This is a genomic window from Sphingomonas sp., from assembly GCF_026460985.1.
Lineage (GTDB): Bacteria > Pseudomonadota > Alphaproteobacteria > Sphingomonadales > Sphingomonadaceae > Sphingomonas.
This window is the reverse complement of sequence record NZ_JAPKNM010000051.1, coordinates 22,471-39,818: the sequence shown is the minus strand read 5'-3', so window position 1 is coordinate 39,818 and position 17,348 is coordinate 22,471. Positions and strand designations below refer to the sequence as shown.

At 66.2% G+C, this 17,348-nt stretch carries 14 protein-coding genes; 1 reads left to right on the top strand and 13 read right to left on the bottom strand.

Going from position 1 to position 17,348, the window contains the following annotated elements; translation table 11 throughout:
- Window positions 1-400: 400 nt before the first annotated feature.
- On the bottom strand, window positions 401-3,703 hold the full coding sequence (locus tag MT490_RS08140) for a carboxypeptidase regulatory-like domain-containing protein (protein ID WP_297385884.1): 3,303 nt from the start codon (window positions 3,701-3,703) through the stop codon (window positions 401-403).
- 80 nt (window positions 3,704-3,783) lie between these two features.
- Window positions 3,784-4,860: a purine nucleoside permease gene (locus MT490_RS08135; protein WP_297385882.1), complete on the bottom strand. Its 1,077-nt coding sequence runs from the start codon at window positions 4,858-4,860 to the stop codon at window positions 3,784-3,786.
- Window positions 4,861-5,067: 207 nt separating this feature from the next.
- Between MT490_RS08135 and MT490_RS08130 the strand changes: the two genes are divergently transcribed.
- Window positions 5,068-5,994 carry a 5'-methylthioadenosine/S-adenosylhomocysteine nucleosidase gene (locus MT490_RS08130; RefSeq protein WP_297385881.1) on the top strand — a complete coding sequence of 309 codons (927 nt, stop codon included), beginning with the start codon at window positions 5,068-5,070 and terminating at the stop codon, window positions 5,992-5,994.
- Here the strand turns inward: MT490_RS08130 and MT490_RS08125 are convergent.
- From MT490_RS08125 to MT490_RS08075, 11 genes are read right to left on the bottom strand one after another with little or no spacing between them, the layout of a single operon-like run.
- Complete coding sequence (locus tag MT490_RS08125; RefSeq protein ID WP_297385880.1) at window positions 5,991-6,965, bottom strand: bile acid:sodium symporter family protein; 975 nt, start codon at window positions 6,963-6,965, stop codon at window positions 5,991-5,993. The two genes, MT490_RS08130 and MT490_RS08125, sit on opposite strands and share 4 nt — an antisense overlap.
- Before the next feature lie 3 nt (window positions 6,966-6,968).
- Window positions 6,969-8,249 carry a guanine deaminase gene (gene guaD / locus MT490_RS08120; protein WP_297385879.1) on the bottom strand — a complete coding sequence of 427 codons (1,281 nt, stop codon included), beginning with the start codon at window positions 8,247-8,249 and terminating at the stop codon, window positions 6,969-6,971.
- Window positions 8,246-9,181, bottom strand: coding sequence for a xanthine dehydrogenase accessory protein XdhC (gene xdhC / locus MT490_RS08115; protein WP_297385878.1), 936 nt, complete (start codon window positions 9,179-9,181; stop codon window positions 8,246-8,248). Before xdhC ends, guaD begins: the two co-directional genes overlap by 4 nt.
- Complete coding sequence (xdhB, locus tag MT490_RS08110; protein WP_297385877.1) at window positions 9,178-11,484, bottom strand: xanthine dehydrogenase molybdopterin binding subunit; 2,307 nt, start codon at window positions 11,482-11,484, stop codon at window positions 9,178-9,180. Before xdhB ends, xdhC begins: the two co-directional genes overlap by 4 nt.
- Window positions 11,477-12,898, bottom strand: a complete 1,422-nt coding sequence (gene xdhA / locus MT490_RS08105) for a xanthine dehydrogenase small subunit (RefSeq protein ID WP_297385875.1) — start codon at window positions 12,896-12,898, stop codon at window positions 11,477-11,479. The genes xdhB and xdhA overlap by 8 nt, the downstream gene beginning before the upstream one ends.
- Window positions 12,895-14,094, bottom strand: a complete 1,200-nt coding sequence (locus MT490_RS08100) for a urate hydroxylase PuuD (protein ID WP_297385874.1) — start codon at window positions 14,092-14,094, stop codon at window positions 12,895-12,897. Before MT490_RS08100 ends, xdhA begins: the two co-directional genes overlap by 4 nt.
- Before the next feature lie 3 nt (window positions 14,095-14,097).
- Window positions 14,098-14,433 (bottom strand): hydroxyisourate hydrolase, encoded by a 336-nt coding sequence (gene uraH, locus MT490_RS08095; RefSeq protein WP_297385872.1) that lies wholly within the window; start codon window positions 14,431-14,433, stop codon window positions 14,098-14,100.
- Window positions 14,430-14,909, bottom strand: coding sequence for a 2-oxo-4-hydroxy-4-carboxy-5-ureidoimidazoline decarboxylase (gene uraD, locus MT490_RS08090; RefSeq protein WP_297385870.1), 480 nt, complete (start codon window positions 14,907-14,909; stop codon window positions 14,430-14,432). The genes uraH and uraD overlap by 4 nt, the downstream gene beginning before the upstream one ends.
- Window positions 14,906-15,286, bottom strand: a complete 381-nt coding sequence (gene hpxZ / locus MT490_RS08085; protein ID WP_297385868.1) for an oxalurate catabolism protein HpxZ — start codon at window positions 15,284-15,286, stop codon at window positions 14,906-14,908. The genes uraD and hpxZ overlap by 4 nt, the downstream gene beginning before the upstream one ends.
- Window positions 15,283-16,161, bottom strand: a complete 879-nt coding sequence (puuE, locus tag MT490_RS08080) for an allantoinase PuuE (protein ID WP_363321736.1) — start codon at window positions 16,159-16,161, stop codon at window positions 15,283-15,285. Before puuE ends, hpxZ begins: the two co-directional genes overlap by 4 nt.
- Window positions 16,149-17,330 carry an alanine--glyoxylate aminotransferase family protein gene (locus tag MT490_RS08075; protein WP_297385986.1) on the bottom strand — a complete coding sequence of 394 codons (1,182 nt, stop codon included), beginning with the start codon at window positions 17,328-17,330 and terminating at the stop codon, window positions 16,149-16,151. The genes puuE and MT490_RS08075 overlap by 13 nt, the downstream gene beginning before the upstream one ends.
- Window positions 17,331-17,348: the final 18 nt, after the last annotated feature.

Below are 17,348 nucleotides of genomic sequence, written 5' to 3'. Positions count from 1 at the left end.
CAATGCAACGACTCCCGCTAGTCAAGGAACTGACACAGAATCGACGTTTTTGCGATAGAATTCGGGAACAGTGCTGCAACTCGGACGATTTTCTGCTGCAGCGCAGTGATTGCAACCGGCAGGCTCGGAGGGCTCGGCGGGTTTGAGTGGCCGCGCCAGCTTGGCGTGCCGCTCTACCGGGAGCGCGGCTATGTGCCGATCTAGCATGTCCCTCAGGTCCGATCGATGGTGTCCTGGTGCCGCTGGTGTGGCGCTCACCGGCCTTTCGCCAGATCCAACAACTTCCGGCTGAGACTCTCAGGCACCTTCGTCGCGTTTGCTTCCGAGCCATCCTGCATTCTGGACCTGGGCCGGCTATCGCAAGTGGGCACGGGCGACTTGCGCCCGCGCCCGACCTGCATCAGAATTGCACCTTGGCACCGATACGCAGCGCCCAGAGCGACGGTCGGCCTTGCACATCCACCGCGGGGTTCGAGACGTTCGAGTAGCGATATTGCGCGCAGGGATTGGTTACGCCGTTCACCGTTGCCGAGACGCAGGCGACGTTCACCACCGATGTGAGATAGGGGAAGGCCACCTGGCGCAGCGAGCCCCAGTCCTTGTTGATCAGGTTCAGGAAGTTCTCGACATCGGCGAACAGCTTGAAGCGCGCCCCGCTGAAGAGGCTGTCGATTCCCGGGAGCGGCAGCTCCTGCTCGGCGTGCAGATCGACCTTGAACCAGTTGGGAGCGCGCTGGGTATTCTTGGGCAGGATGCGCCCCCGATATCCCTCGAGCCCATTGGCGGCGATGAAATTCTCGAGCGCGGTCTGCGTTGCCGCGCTGTCGTAGGTGACGATCGGGTCGGTGCCCGCCTGCGGTACGTAGAGCAGATAGCGGTTCGATGAGCCCGCTGTGCCGAACACCGAGGAGTGGCTGTTCGGCAGGTTGGGGTCGTTCATCGTCAGGCTGTACGGGATGCCCGAGCGGAGTTCACCGAACAGCGCGAAACGCGTCTTGTAGTCGCCGAAGAAGGCGTGGTCGAAGTCGACGTTGAACTTCCAGCTGTTGCGGATCTCGTAGATCGACCTGCCGTAGGCGGCAATGTTGGGATCGACCATCGCGTTCTGGCCATAGGTCCCCGAGGCTGTGGTCCCGTTCATCGAGCTGACGTCGGTCACGTCCTGGAAACTGTAGCTCGCGCCGAGCGACAGGCCCCAATCGAAGCTCTTGTCCACCCGCGCCACCGCGACCAGCGAATGACCGCGATGGGTATTGGTCAGGAACAGATCGGTATTGCCGCCGGTGGTGGTCGACGCATAGCGCGGGCGACCGTCGGGCGTGGTGCCGATCTGACGGAGGCGCAGGTCGTAGTAGATCGGCGCGTTGTTGACCCAGCCGTAATAGAGGTCGGTGCCGAAATTCCAGCCGGTGCCAAGGAAGCCTAGGTCGGGGCTGTAGTCGACCGAGACCGTTGCCTTCCAGGTGGACTCCAGCGCGTAGTCGGGATCCATCGCATTGACGTTGGCCAGGCTCAGCGAGCCGGTATTGTTTCTCAGATAGTCGGTGATGACGCTGGAGAAGGTCCGGCCGTTGACGTTGTCGAGCGCGGCCGAGCAGATTGTCGGCGTGGGCAAGGTGCAGGTGCCGTTGGCGTTGCGGTTGATCGAGATCGAATTGCCGTAGACGCCCGCCACCGAGTAGCTGTTGCCCAGAAACACGTCCGGCGATCCGCCCGCGAACAGGCCGATGCCGCCACGGATGCGGAGTTCCTCGGTGGGCGACCATGTCGCCGACAATCGTGGCTGCGCGACCGACTTGCCGTTGATCACATGGTTGTTGGAGAACCCATAGCGGCCGAGGAACGCCTGATTGAGCGGCGGTGGAGTGATACCGCCATAGAGGTCGATGCGGCCGCCGACGGTGAGGTTGAAGGTCGGGCTGGGGTCCCAGGCGGTCTGCAGGCCGAAGGTGTATTGATCATATTGGAAGCTCGCCAGCACGTTGTTGAGGTCGCCGGTGATCGAGCCGGCGAGCGTCACGGTGCTCGCGCGGCGATTCTGCAGGTCGGCGACGCTGTCGAAATAATAGGTGCCGAGCGCATCCGAGGCGAAGGCGTTGGCAACGTCGAGATGGCTCCACGCCGCGGTCAGCTTGTTCGAGAAGTCGCCATATTCCCAGCGCAACGCGACATCGGCGCCATATTGCTTGGTCCGGACGAAGTTGAAATGGCGGAAGCGGTCGGGCCCGAAATAGAGGCGTGCCGCGCCCGGGGCCGCGGTGCTGCCCTGCGAGCAGGCGATCGCACTCGCATTGGCCGCGCCGTTCTGCTGTGTGGTTGCCGTCGGGTCGAGGCAGACCTGGAACTGGCCGAAGCCGAACTCACCGAACGGCACCGGAGTCAGGTCGTAGTTGCGATAGTTCGCGCGGATTTCAGTGTGGAATTTGTCCGACCAGTCCGAATTGAGCTGTGCGACGACCGACTCGACCTTTTCGGGCCGGCGGTAATTGTTCGATTCCAGTCCGAGCGCAGGCGACGCCGCCGTGGTCGAGGAGAAGCCCGCGGTCGAGGCGTTGGCGCTGTCGTTGTTGATGTAGGTGAGCGACAGGCGCTGGCCGTCAGTGACGTTCCAGTCGAGCTTGACCGTGTATTTGGTGTCGGTCTCGAGCGTCGAGCTCTGCGCGCCGCCCGCGGCGTAGGTATAGACCGACTGCGCGATCGAATTGATCTGGTCGATCTGCGCCTGGCTCAGATTGGGCACCACGTTCGGGAAGCCGGCCAGGCCGATCGAAATCGGCGATCCCTCCTCCAGCCGCTCGTACGAGAGCGCAAGGAACAGCTTGTCCTTGATGATCGGGCCCGAGAGGAACGCCCCCCAGTTCTTGCTCGTGAAGTCGAGATTGATCTTGCCGGTGGTATTGGCGATTCCCGGGCGGGTCTGGTCACCGGTAAGCTTGTCGCTCGAATAGGTGTAGAAGGCCGAGCCATGGAAGTCGTTGGTGCCCGAGCGGAGCACGAGGTTGATCGCGCCGCCCTGGAAGTCGCCCTCGGAGATGTCATAGGGCGCGATCTTGACCGAGAGCTGCTCGATCGCGTCGATCGGCACTGGACCGCGCGCTGTCGGCAAGCCGCCGACATTGAGGCCGAAATTGTCGGAGAAGCGCAGGCCGTCGACCGAGAATTTGTTGAGGCGCGCATTCTGTCCGGCGATCATGACGCCACGGCTCTGGCCGGGATCGATCGTCGCGAACGGATCGCGCCGGACGATGTCGCGAATGTCGCGACTGACGCTGGCAACGCCTTCGATATCGCTGCGATTGAGCGAGGTGATCGGGCCGGGCGACAACTCGACCGCGCCTGAACGCCGTGCGGTGACGACGATGTCCCCGCCGGTGGTGGCGAGTTCGACAGGAAGGCGGAGCGGTTGCCCGGCGGTCAGCTCGATGCCGGTGACGGTGGTTTCTGCATAGCCTTGCGCAACGACATGGACCGAGAAGGGGCCGCCCACGCGAAGGCCGGAGGCGCTGAAGCTGCCATCGGCGCCGCTCGAGGTGGTCGAGACGGTGCCCGAGGGAACATGCGTGATCACGACCTCGGCATTCGCAACCGGGCCAGCCTCGCTTGTAACGGTACCGCGGATCGACGAGGTGGTTTCCTGCGCATAGGCCGGTGCGGCGATGCAGGCAGCGACGGCGATCGTGCTGGCATGGAAAAGACTGCGCATAGTTGGTGTGCTCCCTGGTTCAATCTTGTCGTTGACGGTCCGCCCCCCAGCGGCCGTTTTGCTATCATCCGCGCGTCTGGTTATTCGGCGGGCGCCTCCGTTACGGCGCCGGGCAGCCGGTCGCGGTAGCGCGACCAATGAACGGTGATCTCGTCGACGACCCGTCCCCCGACCAGGAAGGCGGCGTCGAGCGAAGGCTGGAGCGCCGACAGGCCCTTGGCCTCGGCGGTCAGACTCTGCGCCGCGCCGACGCCGGGCGGCGGCACAGAATAGTTGCTGCCAGTGCGCAGCACGAGCAGCCGGGCGGGATCAACGCGGCCGGTGCGGCCCAGCATGTGCAGCGCCCCGGCGACGCCGGTGTCCTCCATGCCGGTCATCACAAAGGGCTCGCCGCCATCGGTCCAATAGCGCACCCAGCGGCGGACATGATCGTTGAGCAGCGTGCCGTGCCAGAAGGTCTGGCCGCTCGCCTCTGCGCCCTTGAGCACATGCGGCGGGCGCCGCGCCGCGGAGTATTGCGAATAGGGCGCGCGGATGCTTTGCAGAGCCTCGCTGTCGGCGAGCGGAATGTCGCGGGTCAGCGCATAGGCCCAGTCGCGCAGCGGCTTATTGAGTGCGAACAGATTGTATTGCGGATCGCCACGCGGGCCGAGATAGGGTTCGGCACGATCGCGCGGGAACATGCCGGTGCTCCAGCCCGCCGGCGCCTCGCGGGGGTCGACCGCATATCCATAATCGGTGTCGACGATGTCGCCGATCCATGCGGCGGACCCGACCGACGCAGTGGCGGGGTCCACGCCCGCGATCGCCGCGACGAGCCAATAGGCATGGCTCAGGTCGAAGCGCGGATCCATCCCGAGCGCAGTCACCGAGGCGGCGGCGCGGCTGGTGCCGATGCCGGTATGGAGAAGCAATACCTCGCGCTTCGCATCATAGCGCAGGTCGCGGAAGCCGGCGGGGAAGGGCAGCACTTCCGGCATCGTCTCGGCCCAAGCCTGGAATTCGCCTGCGCGATCGCCAGTGTCCGCGCCGATCTCGAACGCCGTCACTATCACGAGGCGAACCTCGATGGGGGCCGCCTGCGCCGCGCGCGCAGCGGGCGCTACGACCGACAGACCGATCGCGCAGATCAGCAGGAAACGTCGAAAAATCCCCAATGGCCGGCTCCGGACTGGACCTGGCCTCTCCCCGTCGCCCCCTCTTCCCCGCAAGGCTGACGCGAAACGGTAACACATTGTTGCACTGCCGCAAGGGACATGTTGCGCATGCACGATTCTTCTCGGAAAGCGCCGATTTTCACTGGACGACGCAATACGCAATGCGCAATCCTGTCGCTGCTGCGATGCAACAATGCGAGGGGCTCGATGCGCTATCTGCTGCTGATTTTGGCTTTGCTGGCGATGCCCGTTGTCGCGCATGCCGACGAGACCAGCGGCAAGCTTGACGTCCAGCCGCGGATCGCGATCATCTCCGCGTTCGAGCCCGAATGGATCACCCTGAATGCAGCGATCGTCGATCGGCGCGAATGGACCGTCAACGGCGTGAAATTCGTCGGCGGCACGATCAGCGGGCGCCCGGTATTGTTGTTCCTGAGCGGCGTATCGATGGTCAATGCGGCGATGACCACCCAGCTTGCGCTCGACAAGTTCCAGATCCGCTCGATCGTCTTCTCGGGCGTCGCCGGGGGACTCGATCCCGCGCTCGACGTCGGGGATGTCGTGGTGCCCGATCGCTGGGGCCAGTATCTCGAATCGGCCTTCGCGCGTGCCGAGGGCAATGGCTTCGCGCCCCCGTCGCGCCGCGCCGCCGGAGAGGATTTCGCCAATTACGGAATGATCTTCCCCAATGGCGTCCGCGTCCGGCGCACGGGGGATGAGCAGGGCGCGACGCGGCGCTTCTGGTTCGAGGTCGACCCGGGCCTGCTCGCCACCGCGCGCAAGATGGCGCCGCAGGTGACGCTCGCCAAATGCTCAGGCCAGCTCTGCTTTCGCGCCACGCCCAAGGTGGTGGTGGGCGGCAACGGCATTTCGGGTCCGGTGTTCATGGACAATGCCGAATTCCGCAAATACGCCTTCGCCACGTTCCAGGCGCAGGTGACCGACATGGAGACCGCCGCGGTGGGCCAGGTCGCCTATGCCAATGGGGTGCCGTACATCGCCTTTCGCAGCCTATCCGACCTTGCCGGTGGCGATCCGGGCGAGAACCAGGCGCCGGCCTTCTACCGCATAGCCGCGGACAACAGCGCCAGGGTGGTGGTGGCGTTTATCGGCGTGTTGGAGATGCCGCGCTAGCCTTCGGGCTGCTCGCCCAGCCTCCGTGCGATCACCGCGCAGGCGATGAGCTGGATCTGGTGGAACAGCATCACCGGCAGGATCACCAGCCCGACCTGCGCAGCGGGAAACAACACCCCCGCCATCGGCACGCCCGAGGCAAGGCTCTTCTTCGAGCCGCAGAACAGCAGGACGATCGCGTCCTCGCGCGACAGTTTGAGCGCTTTGGCCGCACCCCAGGTCGCGGCAAGAACGATCGCGAGCAGGACGATGCAAGCGAGCAGCAGCACCAGCAGATCGGGTGCCGAGACACGGTGCCACAACCCCTCGACGACCGCCGCACCGAACGCGGCATAGACGACGAGGAGGATCGACCCGCGATCCACCGTCGTGACGAGCTTCTTGTGCCTGGCGACCCAGCCACCGATCACCGGGCGCAGCAGGTGGCCGACGACGAACGGGAGGAGGAGCTGGAGCAGGATCGCCTCGATCGAGGCGAGCGACACACCCGCTTGCGGCCCGCCACTTGCCGAGTGCATCAGCAGCGCCACCAAAGCGGGGGTGAGCACGATCCCGATCAGGTTGGAGAAGGATGCGCTGCACACCGCTGCGGCGACATTGCCGCGCGCGATCGAGGTGAAGGCGATCGACGACTGGACGGTGGACGGCAGCAGCGTGAGAAACAATAGCCCTGCGGCGATCGATCCGTCGAGAATCGGCAGCGCCGTGAATGCAAGGCCGAGAACCGGAAACAGCGCATAGGTCGCGACGAATACCGCGAAGTGGAGCCGCCAGTTGCGTGCGCCCTGCAGGATTGCCTCGCGTGAAAGCCTGGCGCCATGGAGAAAGAACAGCAGCACGATGCCGGCATCGGCCGTGATACCGAAGATCTGCGCCCATATCCCGCGCGGCGGCAGGAACGAGGCGAGCAAGACCGTCGCGACCAAGGTCAGGATGAAGGGCTCGAACACGGCGAGGACACGGCGCAACATCGTTCAGCTCCTGCGGTGCGCAAGCCGGCCGCGCAAATAGGTGGCGGATATGGCGCGGTCGTCGCCCAGCACCTGCAGCGCGAATAGTTTGGCGTGCAGGTCGGCACCGGCGGTACGGCGCGCGAGCAGTGGTGTCGCGGCCGGATCGAGCACGACGAAGTCCGCCTCCTGCCCTGGCAGCAGCCCACCCACCCGGTTCGCGATCCCCATCACCCGGGCCCCGCCGGCGGTGGCAAGGTGCAGCGCGCGGAATGGATCGAGACTGCACCCGCGTAGCTGGCAGATCTTGTACGCTTCGCCGAGCGTGTGGAGCACGCTGAAGCTCGTTCCCGCACCGATATCGGTGCCGATGCCGAGCTGGACGCCGTGACGATCGGCCTGGGCGAGGTCGAACAGGCCCGATCCGAGGAAGAGGTTGCTCGTCGGGCAGAAGGCGATGCCGGATCCCGCCTCGGCCAGGCGGCCCATCGCGCGATCGCTCATATGGACGCAGTGCGCGAACACCGAGCGCGGGCCGACGAGCCCGAAGCGATCGTAGACGTCGAGATAATCCTGCGTGTCGGTGAAGCGTCCGCCGACCGCGGCGATTTCACCGAGACTCTCCGAGAGATGGGTGTGCATCAACACGTCGGGATGCGCCGCGACCATCGCGCCGGCATCGGCGAGCTGTCCGTCGGAGGAGGTGAGCGAGAAGCGCGGTGTGACGGCATAGCCGAGTCGGCCGCGGCCGCGCCACCTGGCTATCAAGGCCTCGGTCTCCGCGCGGCCCTGCTCGACGGTGTCGGACAGGCCAGGTGGCCCCAGGTCCATCAACACCTTTCCCGAGATGATCCGCATGTCGCGCGAAAGCGCGGCCTCGAACAGCGCATCGACCGAAACGGAATGGACGGTGGCGAACACCAGTGCGCTGGTGGTGCCGTTGCGCAGCAGCTCGTCGAGGAAGAAGGCGGCGACGTCCTCGGCATGCGCGCGGTCCGCAAAGGCCTGTTCGGCGGGGAAGATATGGCGATCGAGCCATTCGAGCAGCTGTTCGCCGTGCGAGGCGATACGCTCGGTCTGCGGATAATGGACATGCGCATCGACGAAGCCGGGAACGATCAGGCCGGGCAGCGCCTCCACGGATATGTCCGCGAATTTCCCGGCCAGATCGGCATGCGGTCCGCAGGCGGTGACGATGCCGTCCTCGACAATCAGCAGCCCGTCGTCGAAGTGACGGATCGCCTCGGGTCCCGCGATTGCGGGGTCGTCCGGGACGCTGAGGATTTCGCCGCGAAAGGCCTTCATGCAGCCGTGTCCAGAGTGAGCAATTGCGCGATCACCGCGATCGCGATCACGTCGGGCTGCTTGTCGGCGATGCCGGCGATGCCGATGGGGCAGGTGAGGCGGCGTGCATCCACGCCGTCTTCCCGCAGCCGCGACAGGAAGCGTGCGCGCTTGGTATCCGAGCCGATCAGGCCGACGAAACGGGCGGGGGAGCGCAGCGCGGCAGCGGTGAGGCGATAATCGAGCGCATGATCGTGGGTGAAGATCAGCACCGCGGCATCTTCTCCGGCAGCTTCCGCGCACACGACCATCGCGTCCTCGTCCTGCAATGAGACGCCGGGAACGGCGCGGTTCGGTCGCGGATCGAACCAGGACAGCTCGAACGGAAGGCGCGGGAGACGCTGCGCGATGGCGACCCCGACATGGCCGGCGCCGAACATCAGCAACGGGCGGTGCATCCGGCGATCGTCGGGCTCGATGAAGATCGTGTTTTTGCCCGGCCTGGGTGCGCGCGGCGGCAGGGGTGGGCCGACCCCGGATTCGACATGTTCGGCGGGGAAGCGCGTCACGGGTCCTTCGTCTTCAGCGAAGAACGTCGCGATGGCCTTGCGGCGCTCGACATAGTCGGTCCAATCCCAGCCGAGCGGATCGAAATCCATATGCTCGATCATCAGCCTGACCTGGCCGCCGCAGCACTGGCCGAGCAACGGCCCGAGCGGCCAATCCTGCACGCGCCAGCTGCCGGGTGGTTCGGCGAGAATGCGCCGGGCCTGATCGATCGCATTATGCTCCAGCGCACCGCCGCCGATCGTGCCGACGCTGTCGCCGGTGGTGACGGTCATGCGCGTGCCCGCGCGACGCGGCGCCGAGCCCTCGGTCGACAGGACCGTGACGAGCGCGAGGGGCTCCTTGCCGCGCGCTGCGCGCAGTGCCTCCAGCCAGTCCGGGATCATCGTGCGCGCAGCTCGGCGATAGCGGTGAGGACGCGCTCGGGCGTGGCGGGCGCATCGAGGAAGGGGAGGCCCTTGCCGGGCGCGGCTGCCGCGACTGCCTGGGTCAGCGCCGAGAACACCGAGATGGCGAGCATGAGCGGGGGCTCGCCGACGGCCTTGGAGCGGTGGATCGTCGCTTCGGCGTTCGCGCCGTCCCAAAGCGTGATGTCCATGCGCTTCGGACGATCATTGGCGGTGGGGATCTTGTAGGCCGAGGGCGCGTGGGTGAGCAGCCGCCCACGATCGTCGTAGACCAGCTCCTCCGTGGTCAGCCAGCCCATGCCCTGGATGAAGCCGCCCTCGATCTGGCCAAGGTCGATCGCCGGATTGAGCGATCGGCCGACATCATGGAGGATGTCGACCGCCAGCACGCGGTGCTCGCCGGTGAGTGTGTCGATCGCAACTTCGCTCAACGCCGCACCATAAGCGAAGTACAGGAATGGGCGACCACTGTGGCTGGCGCGGTCGTAGTGGATGTTGGGCGTCGCGTAGAAGCCGGTCGAAGAAAGCGAGATCCGGCCGAGATGCGCCATGCGGCACAGCGTGGTGAACGGCACCAACGCGCTGCCCGCGACCACACCCTCTCGCGTGAAGCGGATCCGATCGCGCGGGACGCCATATTTCTCCGCTGCGAAGGCGGCGAGGCGTTCGCGGATCGTGGCGGCGGCGTTGTATGCGGCCATGCCGTTGAGGTCGGCGCCCGACGAAGCTGCCGTGGCCGACGTGTTGGGGACCTTGTCGGTGCGGGTGGCGGAGATTTTGACCGCGTCGATCGACACCGCGAATACGTCCGCGACGATCTGCGCGATCTTGGTGTGGAGCCCCTGGCCCATCTCCGTGCCGCCATGGTTCAGATGGATCGAACCGTCGGCATAGACCAGCACCAGCGCGCCGGCCTGGTTGAGATGCGTGGTGGTGAAGCTGATGCCGAACTTTACCGGGGTCAGCGCCAGCCCCTTCTTGATCACCGGACTGGCGGCGTTGAACGCAGCGAGGGCCGCGCTTCTGGCGGCATAGCCGGCGCGCCCGGCAAGCTCCGTGACGAGATCGGGTGCGATATTGTCCTCGACCCGCATGTGATAGGGGGTGACGTCGCGACCGGGACCATAGAGATTGGCCTGGCGCACCGCGAGCGGATCGCTGCCGAGATGGGCGGCGATGGCGTCCATCACCCGCTCGATCCCCATCATCCCCTGCGGGCCGCCGAAGCCGCGGAATGCGGTATTGGAGACGGTGTGGGTCTTCAGCCGATGGCTGACGATCTCGACCGCGGGAAGGAAATAGGCATTGTCCGCATGGAACATCGCGCGGTCGTTGATCGCGGGCGAGAGATCGGCGGTGGCGCCGCAGCGCGAGGCGAGCTCGAGCCGGATGCCTTCGATCCGCCCGTCGCCGTCGAAGCCGACGTCATAGCCGATCGCGAAGTCGTGGCGCTTGCCGGTGATGGCCATGTCGTCGTCGCGGTCCGCGCGAAACTTGGCCGGGCGGCGGGTTTTCGCGGCGACGAGCGCTGCCGCGGCGGCAAAGGCCGCCGCCTGGGTCTCCTTGCCGCCGAACGCACCGCCCATGCGGCGCACTTCGACAGTGACCTCGGCATGATTCAGCCCGAGCAGCCTGGCGACAAGGTGCTGGATCTCGCTGGGATGCTGGGTCGAGCTGAGCAGGTGGATCTCGCCATTTTCGCCGGGAGTGGCGAGCGCCGCCTGACCTTCGAGATAAAAATGTTCCTGGCCGCCCATTTGGACACTGCCTGAAATGCGGTGCGGCGCAGCGGCGAGCGCGGCATCGGCATCGCCCCGGCGCATGTACTGGGTGTCCTCGATGTACGATCCGGCCTCGGCGGCGTCGGAGATAGAGATGAATGCGGGCAGCATCTCGACAACGGCCTTGCCGAGCCGCGCGGCGATGCGGGCGGCGCGATTGCTCGTCGCGGCGACGATGAAGATCGGCTGGCCGGGAAAGAGGATTTCGCCCTCCGCGAGCAGCCTGTCATCGCCCGCGACGGGGCTGACGTCATTGACCCCGGGGATGTCGGCGGCGGTGTAGACCGCGATCACGCCCGGCGCGGCGCGGACCGCTTCGAGCTCCAGCGCCACGAGCCTTGCATGGCCGTCTGCGGCAAGCCCGAAGGCGCAATGGAGCATGCCCGGCGGCTCGGGCAGGTCGTCGACATAGATCGCCGTGCCCGCGACATGCAGATCGGCGCTATCGTGGCGCAGCGGCTGGTGAACCGCACCGGCGAGAGGTCGGTCGGCCTCAGACATGCGCGAGCTCCGGGGCGTCGGCCTGCTCGTGCCACAGCCGGCGTAGCAAATTGCCCGCGGCGGCAAGGCGATAGTCGGATGAGCCGCGCAAATCGTCGAGTGGCGTGAAGTCCTGTCGGAGCGCCTGTGCCGCGTCCTCGAGCGTGGCGGCGTTCCATGGCCGGCCGCTGAGGGCGGCTTCGCAGGCCGGCGCGCGCGCGGGAATTCCCGCCATGCCTCCGAACGCGACGCGCGCCTTGCCGATCACACCGTCGGCGATCGGCAGCACGAACGCGGCGCACAAGCTGGAAATGTCACTGTCGAAGCGCTTGGAAAGCTTGATGATACGCACCAGCGTGGCCGGCGCGGGACGCGGGATGTGGACGCGTTCGACCCATTCGCCGGGCGCGCGATCCTGCTTCCCATAAGCGAGGAAAAATTCCTCGAGGGCGAGCACGCGGCGTGCATCGCCATGGCGCAGCGTCAGGGTCGCGCCGAGCGCGATCAGCGCGGGCGGCATGTCGCCGATGGGGGAGCCGTTGGCGATGTTCCCGCCGATCGTGCCGGCATTGCGAACCTGGGGGCCGCCAATTCGGCGGATGAGCTCGCCGAGATCGGGATGCAGTCGTGCGAGCGCCTGACGCGCCTCCGAATAACGAACGTTCGCGCCGAGCGTGACGCCCGCGGGCGTCTCCTCGATCGTCCGGAGATCGGCGACGTCGGCGACGAAGACGAGCTTTTCGATCTCGCGAAGCTGTTTGGTCACCCACAGCCCGACATCGGTCGCTCCCGCGACGATGCGCGCGTCGGGGTTGGCCGCCACGAAAGCGGCGAGTTCGTCGGACGTGCGCGGTACGAAGGCTTCGCGCGCCGGAGCTTCGCAGCGAAGCGACAGGGCATCGGTGCGACGGAGTGCCCGAAGCGCGGCTACCAGATCGGGATCGGCCGGCGTGGGCCGGGGTGGGTTGGCCTCGCCCGCGGCGAGGATCGGGCCATAGCCGGTGCAGCGGCAGAGATTGCCGGCGAGCACGTCACCGACGGGCATGTCCTCGGTCCCTTCGGCGCCGATGGCGCGCGCATAGAGCGACATGACGAAGCCCGGGGTGCAGAAGCCGCATTGCGAGCCGAAGCCGTCCGCGAGCGCCTGCTGGACGGGATGGCGCCTCCCGCCTTGCGACAGGCTCTCGACGGTCATCAACGCCTTTCCGTCGAGCATGGGGAGGAACAGGATACAGGCATTGACCGCGCGCCAACGCACGCGATCGTCGCCGTCGAGTTCGCCCAGCACCACGGTGCAGGCGCCACAATCGCCCTCGGCGCAGCCCTCCTTGGTGCCGGTGCGGCGCAGACGATAACGGAGCAGGTCGAGCAGCGTGCCGGTGGGATCGGGCGCCTCGAGCGTCACGACCTCGCCATCGAGCAGGAAGCGGATCATCGCGGCATCCCCCTGGCGATCCACTGGCCGAGCGCGCGGCGTTCATCGCTCGTCATGCCCGTCGCATTGGCCAGCGGCATGATTTGCGTATCGATCGTCACGCGCTTGATCCGGTCGGACACCGCGCTGACATGCTGGTACGAGTCCAGCCTCACTCCGAGCGGCGGGGATTTGAATGCCGGATTGGTCGGCGTCGCGCTGTGACAGCTGGAACAACGGGCGACCAATATCGGCGCGATGTCGGCGTAGGTGAGGTTTGGCGGGCTTTCGGCACGCGCTGTTGCTACAGGCGCGCCGCTGCCCTTTTCCACCGTGACATAGGTCACGCTCGCAAGCGCGAGTATCGCCGCCAGGACCATGGCTCGCGCCGTCGGCTGATCCCGATGGCGCAGGTTGAACACATGGCGGACGGCCACGCCGGTCACGCCGAGCAGCGCGAGCACCAGCCATGGCCGCTCGGCGCCATAGGTCATCGGATAATGGTGGCTGATCATGATGAACAGCACCGGCAGCGTCATATAGTTGTTGTGTAGCGACCGTTGCTTGGCCGCCTTGCCCAAAGCGGGATCGGGCGCACGTCCGGCGACCAGATCGGCGACGACCTTGCGCTGGTTCGGAATGATCACGAAGAAAACATTGGCGACCATGACGGTGCCGACGATCGCGCCGATGTGTAGATAGGCGGCGCGCGCGCTGAACACGGTGTCGAGTCCATAGGCGGCGAGCAGCAGGTAGATGAACCAGACGATGCCGAGAACCTGATTGTTCGATCCCAGCGACGATCGGCACATCAGGTCGTAGGCCAGCCAGCTGACCGCCAGCGACGTCAGGCCGATCGCGATCCCCGCGGCCGGGCTTAGCGGCGCCTTCGCCGGATCGATCAGAAAGCTTTGCGCACCGACATAATAGACCAGCACCAGCAGCGAGAAGCCACTCAACCAGGTGAAATAGGCTTCCCATTTGAACCAGTGCAGCCGGTCCGGCATCTGACTAGGGGCAACCTGATATTTCTGGTTGTGATAGAAGCCGCCGCCATGCACCGACCAGGCCTCACCCGACGCATCGCCGGCGGCTGGCGGCGTCAGGTGATTGTCGAGCCATACGAAATAGAAGGACGAGCCGATCCACGCGATGCCCGCCGTCAGGTGCAGCCACCTGAGCGCGAGGTTGAGCCATTCGGCAAGATCGAAGGCCATCGTTCAGCTGCCCCGATAGGTGGAATAGCCGTAAGGCGAGACGAGCAGCGGCACATGATAGTGTCCGCCACCGGCCGAGATACCGAAATCGATCGTAACCTCGTCGAGGAAAGGCGGCTCGGGCAGCAGCACGTCGCAGGCGCGGAAATAGTCGGCCACTGCAAAGCGGATCGCATAGCGACCGGGGACAAGCGCTTCCCGCGCGAGATCGGGGCAACGGCCATCGGCATTGGTGACGCCGCGCGCCATCTCGCCGCGCGCGCCCGTCAGCACGAGCGTCATGCCCGCGGCTGGCCGCCCATGCATCGTATCGAGCACATGGGTGGAAAGCGTGCTCATGGGAAGTCCTCCAGTCGCAGCCGCACGATCTCGCCGATCTCCTCGATTGCAGTGGTGATCTCGGCTTCACGCTCGTTGCCGAGACGCCGCTCCATCGCCGCTAGGATGCCTGCCTTGTCCGTGCGGCGCACGCAGATGATGAAGGGAAAGCCGAATTTGCGCGCATAAGCGGCGTTGCGCGCGTGGAAGCGATCGAACTCTTCCTGTGTCAGGCGGTCCAGCCCGGCGCTCGCCTGCTCGGCGGCCGACGCATCGGTGAGAGTGCCGTCGACCGCAGCCTTGCCGGCGAGCTCGGGGTGCGCACGGATCAGCGACAGTTGCTCCTCGCGACTGGCGTCATGGACGACCTGCATCAGCCCGCGCTGGAGATCGGGAAGCGGCAACCGTTCGGCGGCGCGCTCGACGACCCAGGGGCTGTGCTCGAACAGCGCGCCGTATCGGTCGATGAAGGCGTCGCGCGGATCGATCCCGGTCACGAGCCGGTCCCTTCGAGCGAAACATGCGCGGCGACGACCTTCCAGCCGTCCGGGAAGCGGACCCAGGTCTGGCTCTGGCGACCGCGGCGATCCGATCCCTCGCGAAGGAACTCGGCGTTTGCGGTGGCCATGTCGCGGCCATAGGCGGTGATCACGACCTGCCCCAGTCTGCGCCGGGGCGATCCCCCTCGGCCCTTGCGGAACGCGCGGATCGCGTCGATGCCGTACAGCACCTCGCCGACGCCGTAACGCACTGTCGTGGGCGCGGCGTGGAACAGCCGGTCCATCGCGGGAATGTCGTCAGCCATCAGCGCGCGCTCATATTCGTGGAAGGCCGCGATGACCTCGGCGAGGGTGGCGGGATCATCGATGATCATGCCGGGTGGAACTCCAGCCAGTGGCGGGCGATATCGATGCGGCGGGCGATCCACGCGTCGCCGCTCTGAAGAACGTGGTCGAGGAATTGGGCGACCGCGATGGTCCGCCCCGGCCGGCCGGCGACGCGGCCGTGCAGCCCCACCGACATCATCCGTCCGCCCTCCTCGCGCAGCTGCTCGAAGGTGTCGACAAGGTAACGGAAGAACTGGGTCCCTTCGGTGAAACCGTTCAAAGCCACCATCTTCATGTCGTTCGCGTCGAGACTGTAGGGGACAATCAGCTGGCCGCCCGCATAATAAGGCAGGTCGTCGGCATAGCTGTCGGCATCGTAAACGAAGCCGCCTTCCTCGGCGACGAGGCGCGCGGTGTTGGGAGAGGTGCGGCCTTGGTACCATCCCAGCGGGCGCGTGCCGGTGAGATGGGTATGGATTTCGATCGCCCTGGCGATGTGTTCGCGTTCGACCTCTTCGGGGATGCTTTGATAGTCGATCCAGCGATAACCGTGGCTGGCGACCTCCCAATCGGCGGTCAGCATCGCCTCGACGGCGGCCGGGTTCTGCGCCATCGCGGCAGCGACGCCGAACACCGTCACCGGCACGCCGCGTTGCGCAAACAGCCGGTGGAGCCGCCAGAAACCGGCGCGAGAGCCGTATTCGTAGAGGCTCTCCATCGCCATCGCGCGTGCCGGGTGGCTGGCGGCACCGACCATCTCGGAGAGGAACGCCTCGCTGCCCTTGTCGCCGTTCAGGATGCAGTTTTCGGCGCCTTCCTCATAGTTGATCACGAAATTGACCGCGATGCGCGCGCCGTCCGGCCATCGGGGATCGGGGGGCGTGGCGCCATAGCCGATCAGGTCGCGCGTCACGCGTTCCATGCCTCCAGAGCCGCGTCGACGCCCGCGCCGGCGGGTGCGGCGAACCCCTCAGCGCGCAACACGACCTCTAGCGCGCCCAGCGTGATCAGCACCTTGTGCTTCATGGCATTGTATCCCATCGCGCCGATCCGCCACATCGTTCCCGCGAGCGGACCGAAGGCGGATCCGATCTCGATCTCGAAATCCTCGCGCATGCGGCGGCGCACGGCTTCGCCGTCCACGCCGTTGGGAACAAGGATGCCGGTCACATTGGTCATGCGATAGCGATCGTCGCCGAACACGGTCAGCCCCAGTGCGCGTGCGCCTGCGACGACCGCGCGGCCGGCTGCCGCGTGACGCGCGAAGCGCGCCTCCAGACCCTCTCCGAGCGCGACCCGCGCACATTCGCGTGCGCCGTAAAGCATCGTCGTCGCCTCGGTATGGTGATTAAGCCGCTTTTCGGACCAATAGTCCATCACCATTGCGAGATCGAAATAGTTGGAAGCAATGCGAATTCCCCGGCCGTCGGCGAGATCGGCGCGGGCGATGCCCTTCTCGACATGCCGCCGCGAGAGGATCAGTTCGGCAGCGCGGTCCGAGAGGGTGATCGGCGCCGAGCCCGAAGGCCCACCGAGACATTTCTGCAATCCGCCGGTGACGACATCGACGCCCCATTTGTCGGTGGCGATCGCCATGCCTCCGATCGTCGCGGTGGCGTCGACATAGGAATAGGCGCCCGCGGCGCGACAAAGATCGCCGAGGCCGTCGAGCGGCTGCGCCATGGTTGTGGAAGTGTCGCCATGCACGCAGGCGACGACTTTCGGCCCCACGCTCTCGATCGCCGCGGCGATCTGATCCATCGGCACGGTCTCGCCCCAGGGGACCGAGAGCATCTCGATCCTCGCGCCGATCCGCTCGCCGATCTCGCGCAGCAGAAGTCCGAACCGGCCGAAGTCGATCACCAGCAGCGTGTCGCCGGGCGAAAGCAGCGAGACCAACGCCGCCTCGATGCCGGCGCGCGCAGTGCCGTCGATCAGGAACGTCCAGCGGTTCTCCGTGCCGAAGACCGGCCGGTAGAGCGCCATGACCTGCTCCATATAGCCCGTCATCTCGGGATCGAACTGGCCGAGCAGGTCGGCGGACATCGCGCGCAGCACGCGGGGGTGGGCGTTCACCGGGCCGGGGCCCATCAGCAGACGGTGAGGCGG

What these genes read in the sequence shown, in the direction of transcription:
- MT490_RS08140 (WP_297385884.1), bottom strand. Translation starts at nt 3,703, where the DNA reads ATGCGCAGTCTTTTCCATGCCAGCACGATCGCCGTCGCTGCCTGCATC.
- MT490_RS08130 (WP_297385881.1), top strand. Translation starts at nt 5,068, where the DNA reads ATGCGCTATCTGCTGCTGATTTTGGCTTTGCTGGCGATGCCCGTTGTC.
- MT490_RS08125 (WP_297385880.1), bottom strand. Translation starts at nt 6,965, where the DNA reads ATGTTGCGCCGTGTCCTCGCCGTGTTCGAGCCCTTCATCCTGACCTTG.
- guaD (WP_297385879.1), bottom strand. Translation starts at nt 8,249, where the DNA reads ATGAAGGCCTTTCGCGGCGAAATCCTCAGCGTCCCGGACGACCCCGCA.
- xdhC (WP_297385878.1), bottom strand. Translation starts at nt 9,181, where the DNA reads ATGATCCCGGACTGGCTGGAGGCACTGCGCGCAGCGCGCGGCAAGGAG.
- xdhB (WP_297385877.1), bottom strand. Translation starts at nt 11,484, where the DNA reads ATGTCTGAGGCCGACCGACCTCTCGCCGGTGCGGTTCACCAGCCGCTG.
- xdhA (WP_297385875.1), bottom strand. Translation starts at nt 12,898, where the DNA reads ATGATCCGCTTCCTGCTCGATGGCGAGGTCGTGACGCTCGAGGCGCCC.
- MT490_RS08100 (WP_297385874.1), bottom strand. Translation starts at nt 14,094, where the DNA reads ATGGCCTTCGATCTTGCCGAATGGCTCAACCTCGCGCTCAGGTGGCTG.
- uraH (WP_297385872.1), bottom strand. Translation starts at nt 14,433, where the DNA reads ATGAGCACGCTTTCCACCCATGTGCTCGATACGATGCATGGGCGGCCA.
- hpxZ (WP_297385868.1), bottom strand. Translation starts at nt 15,286, where the DNA reads ATGATCATCGATGATCCCGCCACCCTCGCCGAGGTCATCGCGGCCTTC.
- puuE (WP_363321736.1), bottom strand. Translation starts at nt 16,161, where the DNA reads ATGGAACGCGTGACGCGCGACCTGATCGGCTATGGCGCCACGCCCCCC.
- MT490_RS08075 (WP_297385986.1), bottom strand. Translation starts at nt 17,330, where the DNA reads ATGGGCCCCGGCCCGGTGAACGCCCACCCCCGCGTGCTGCGCGCGATG.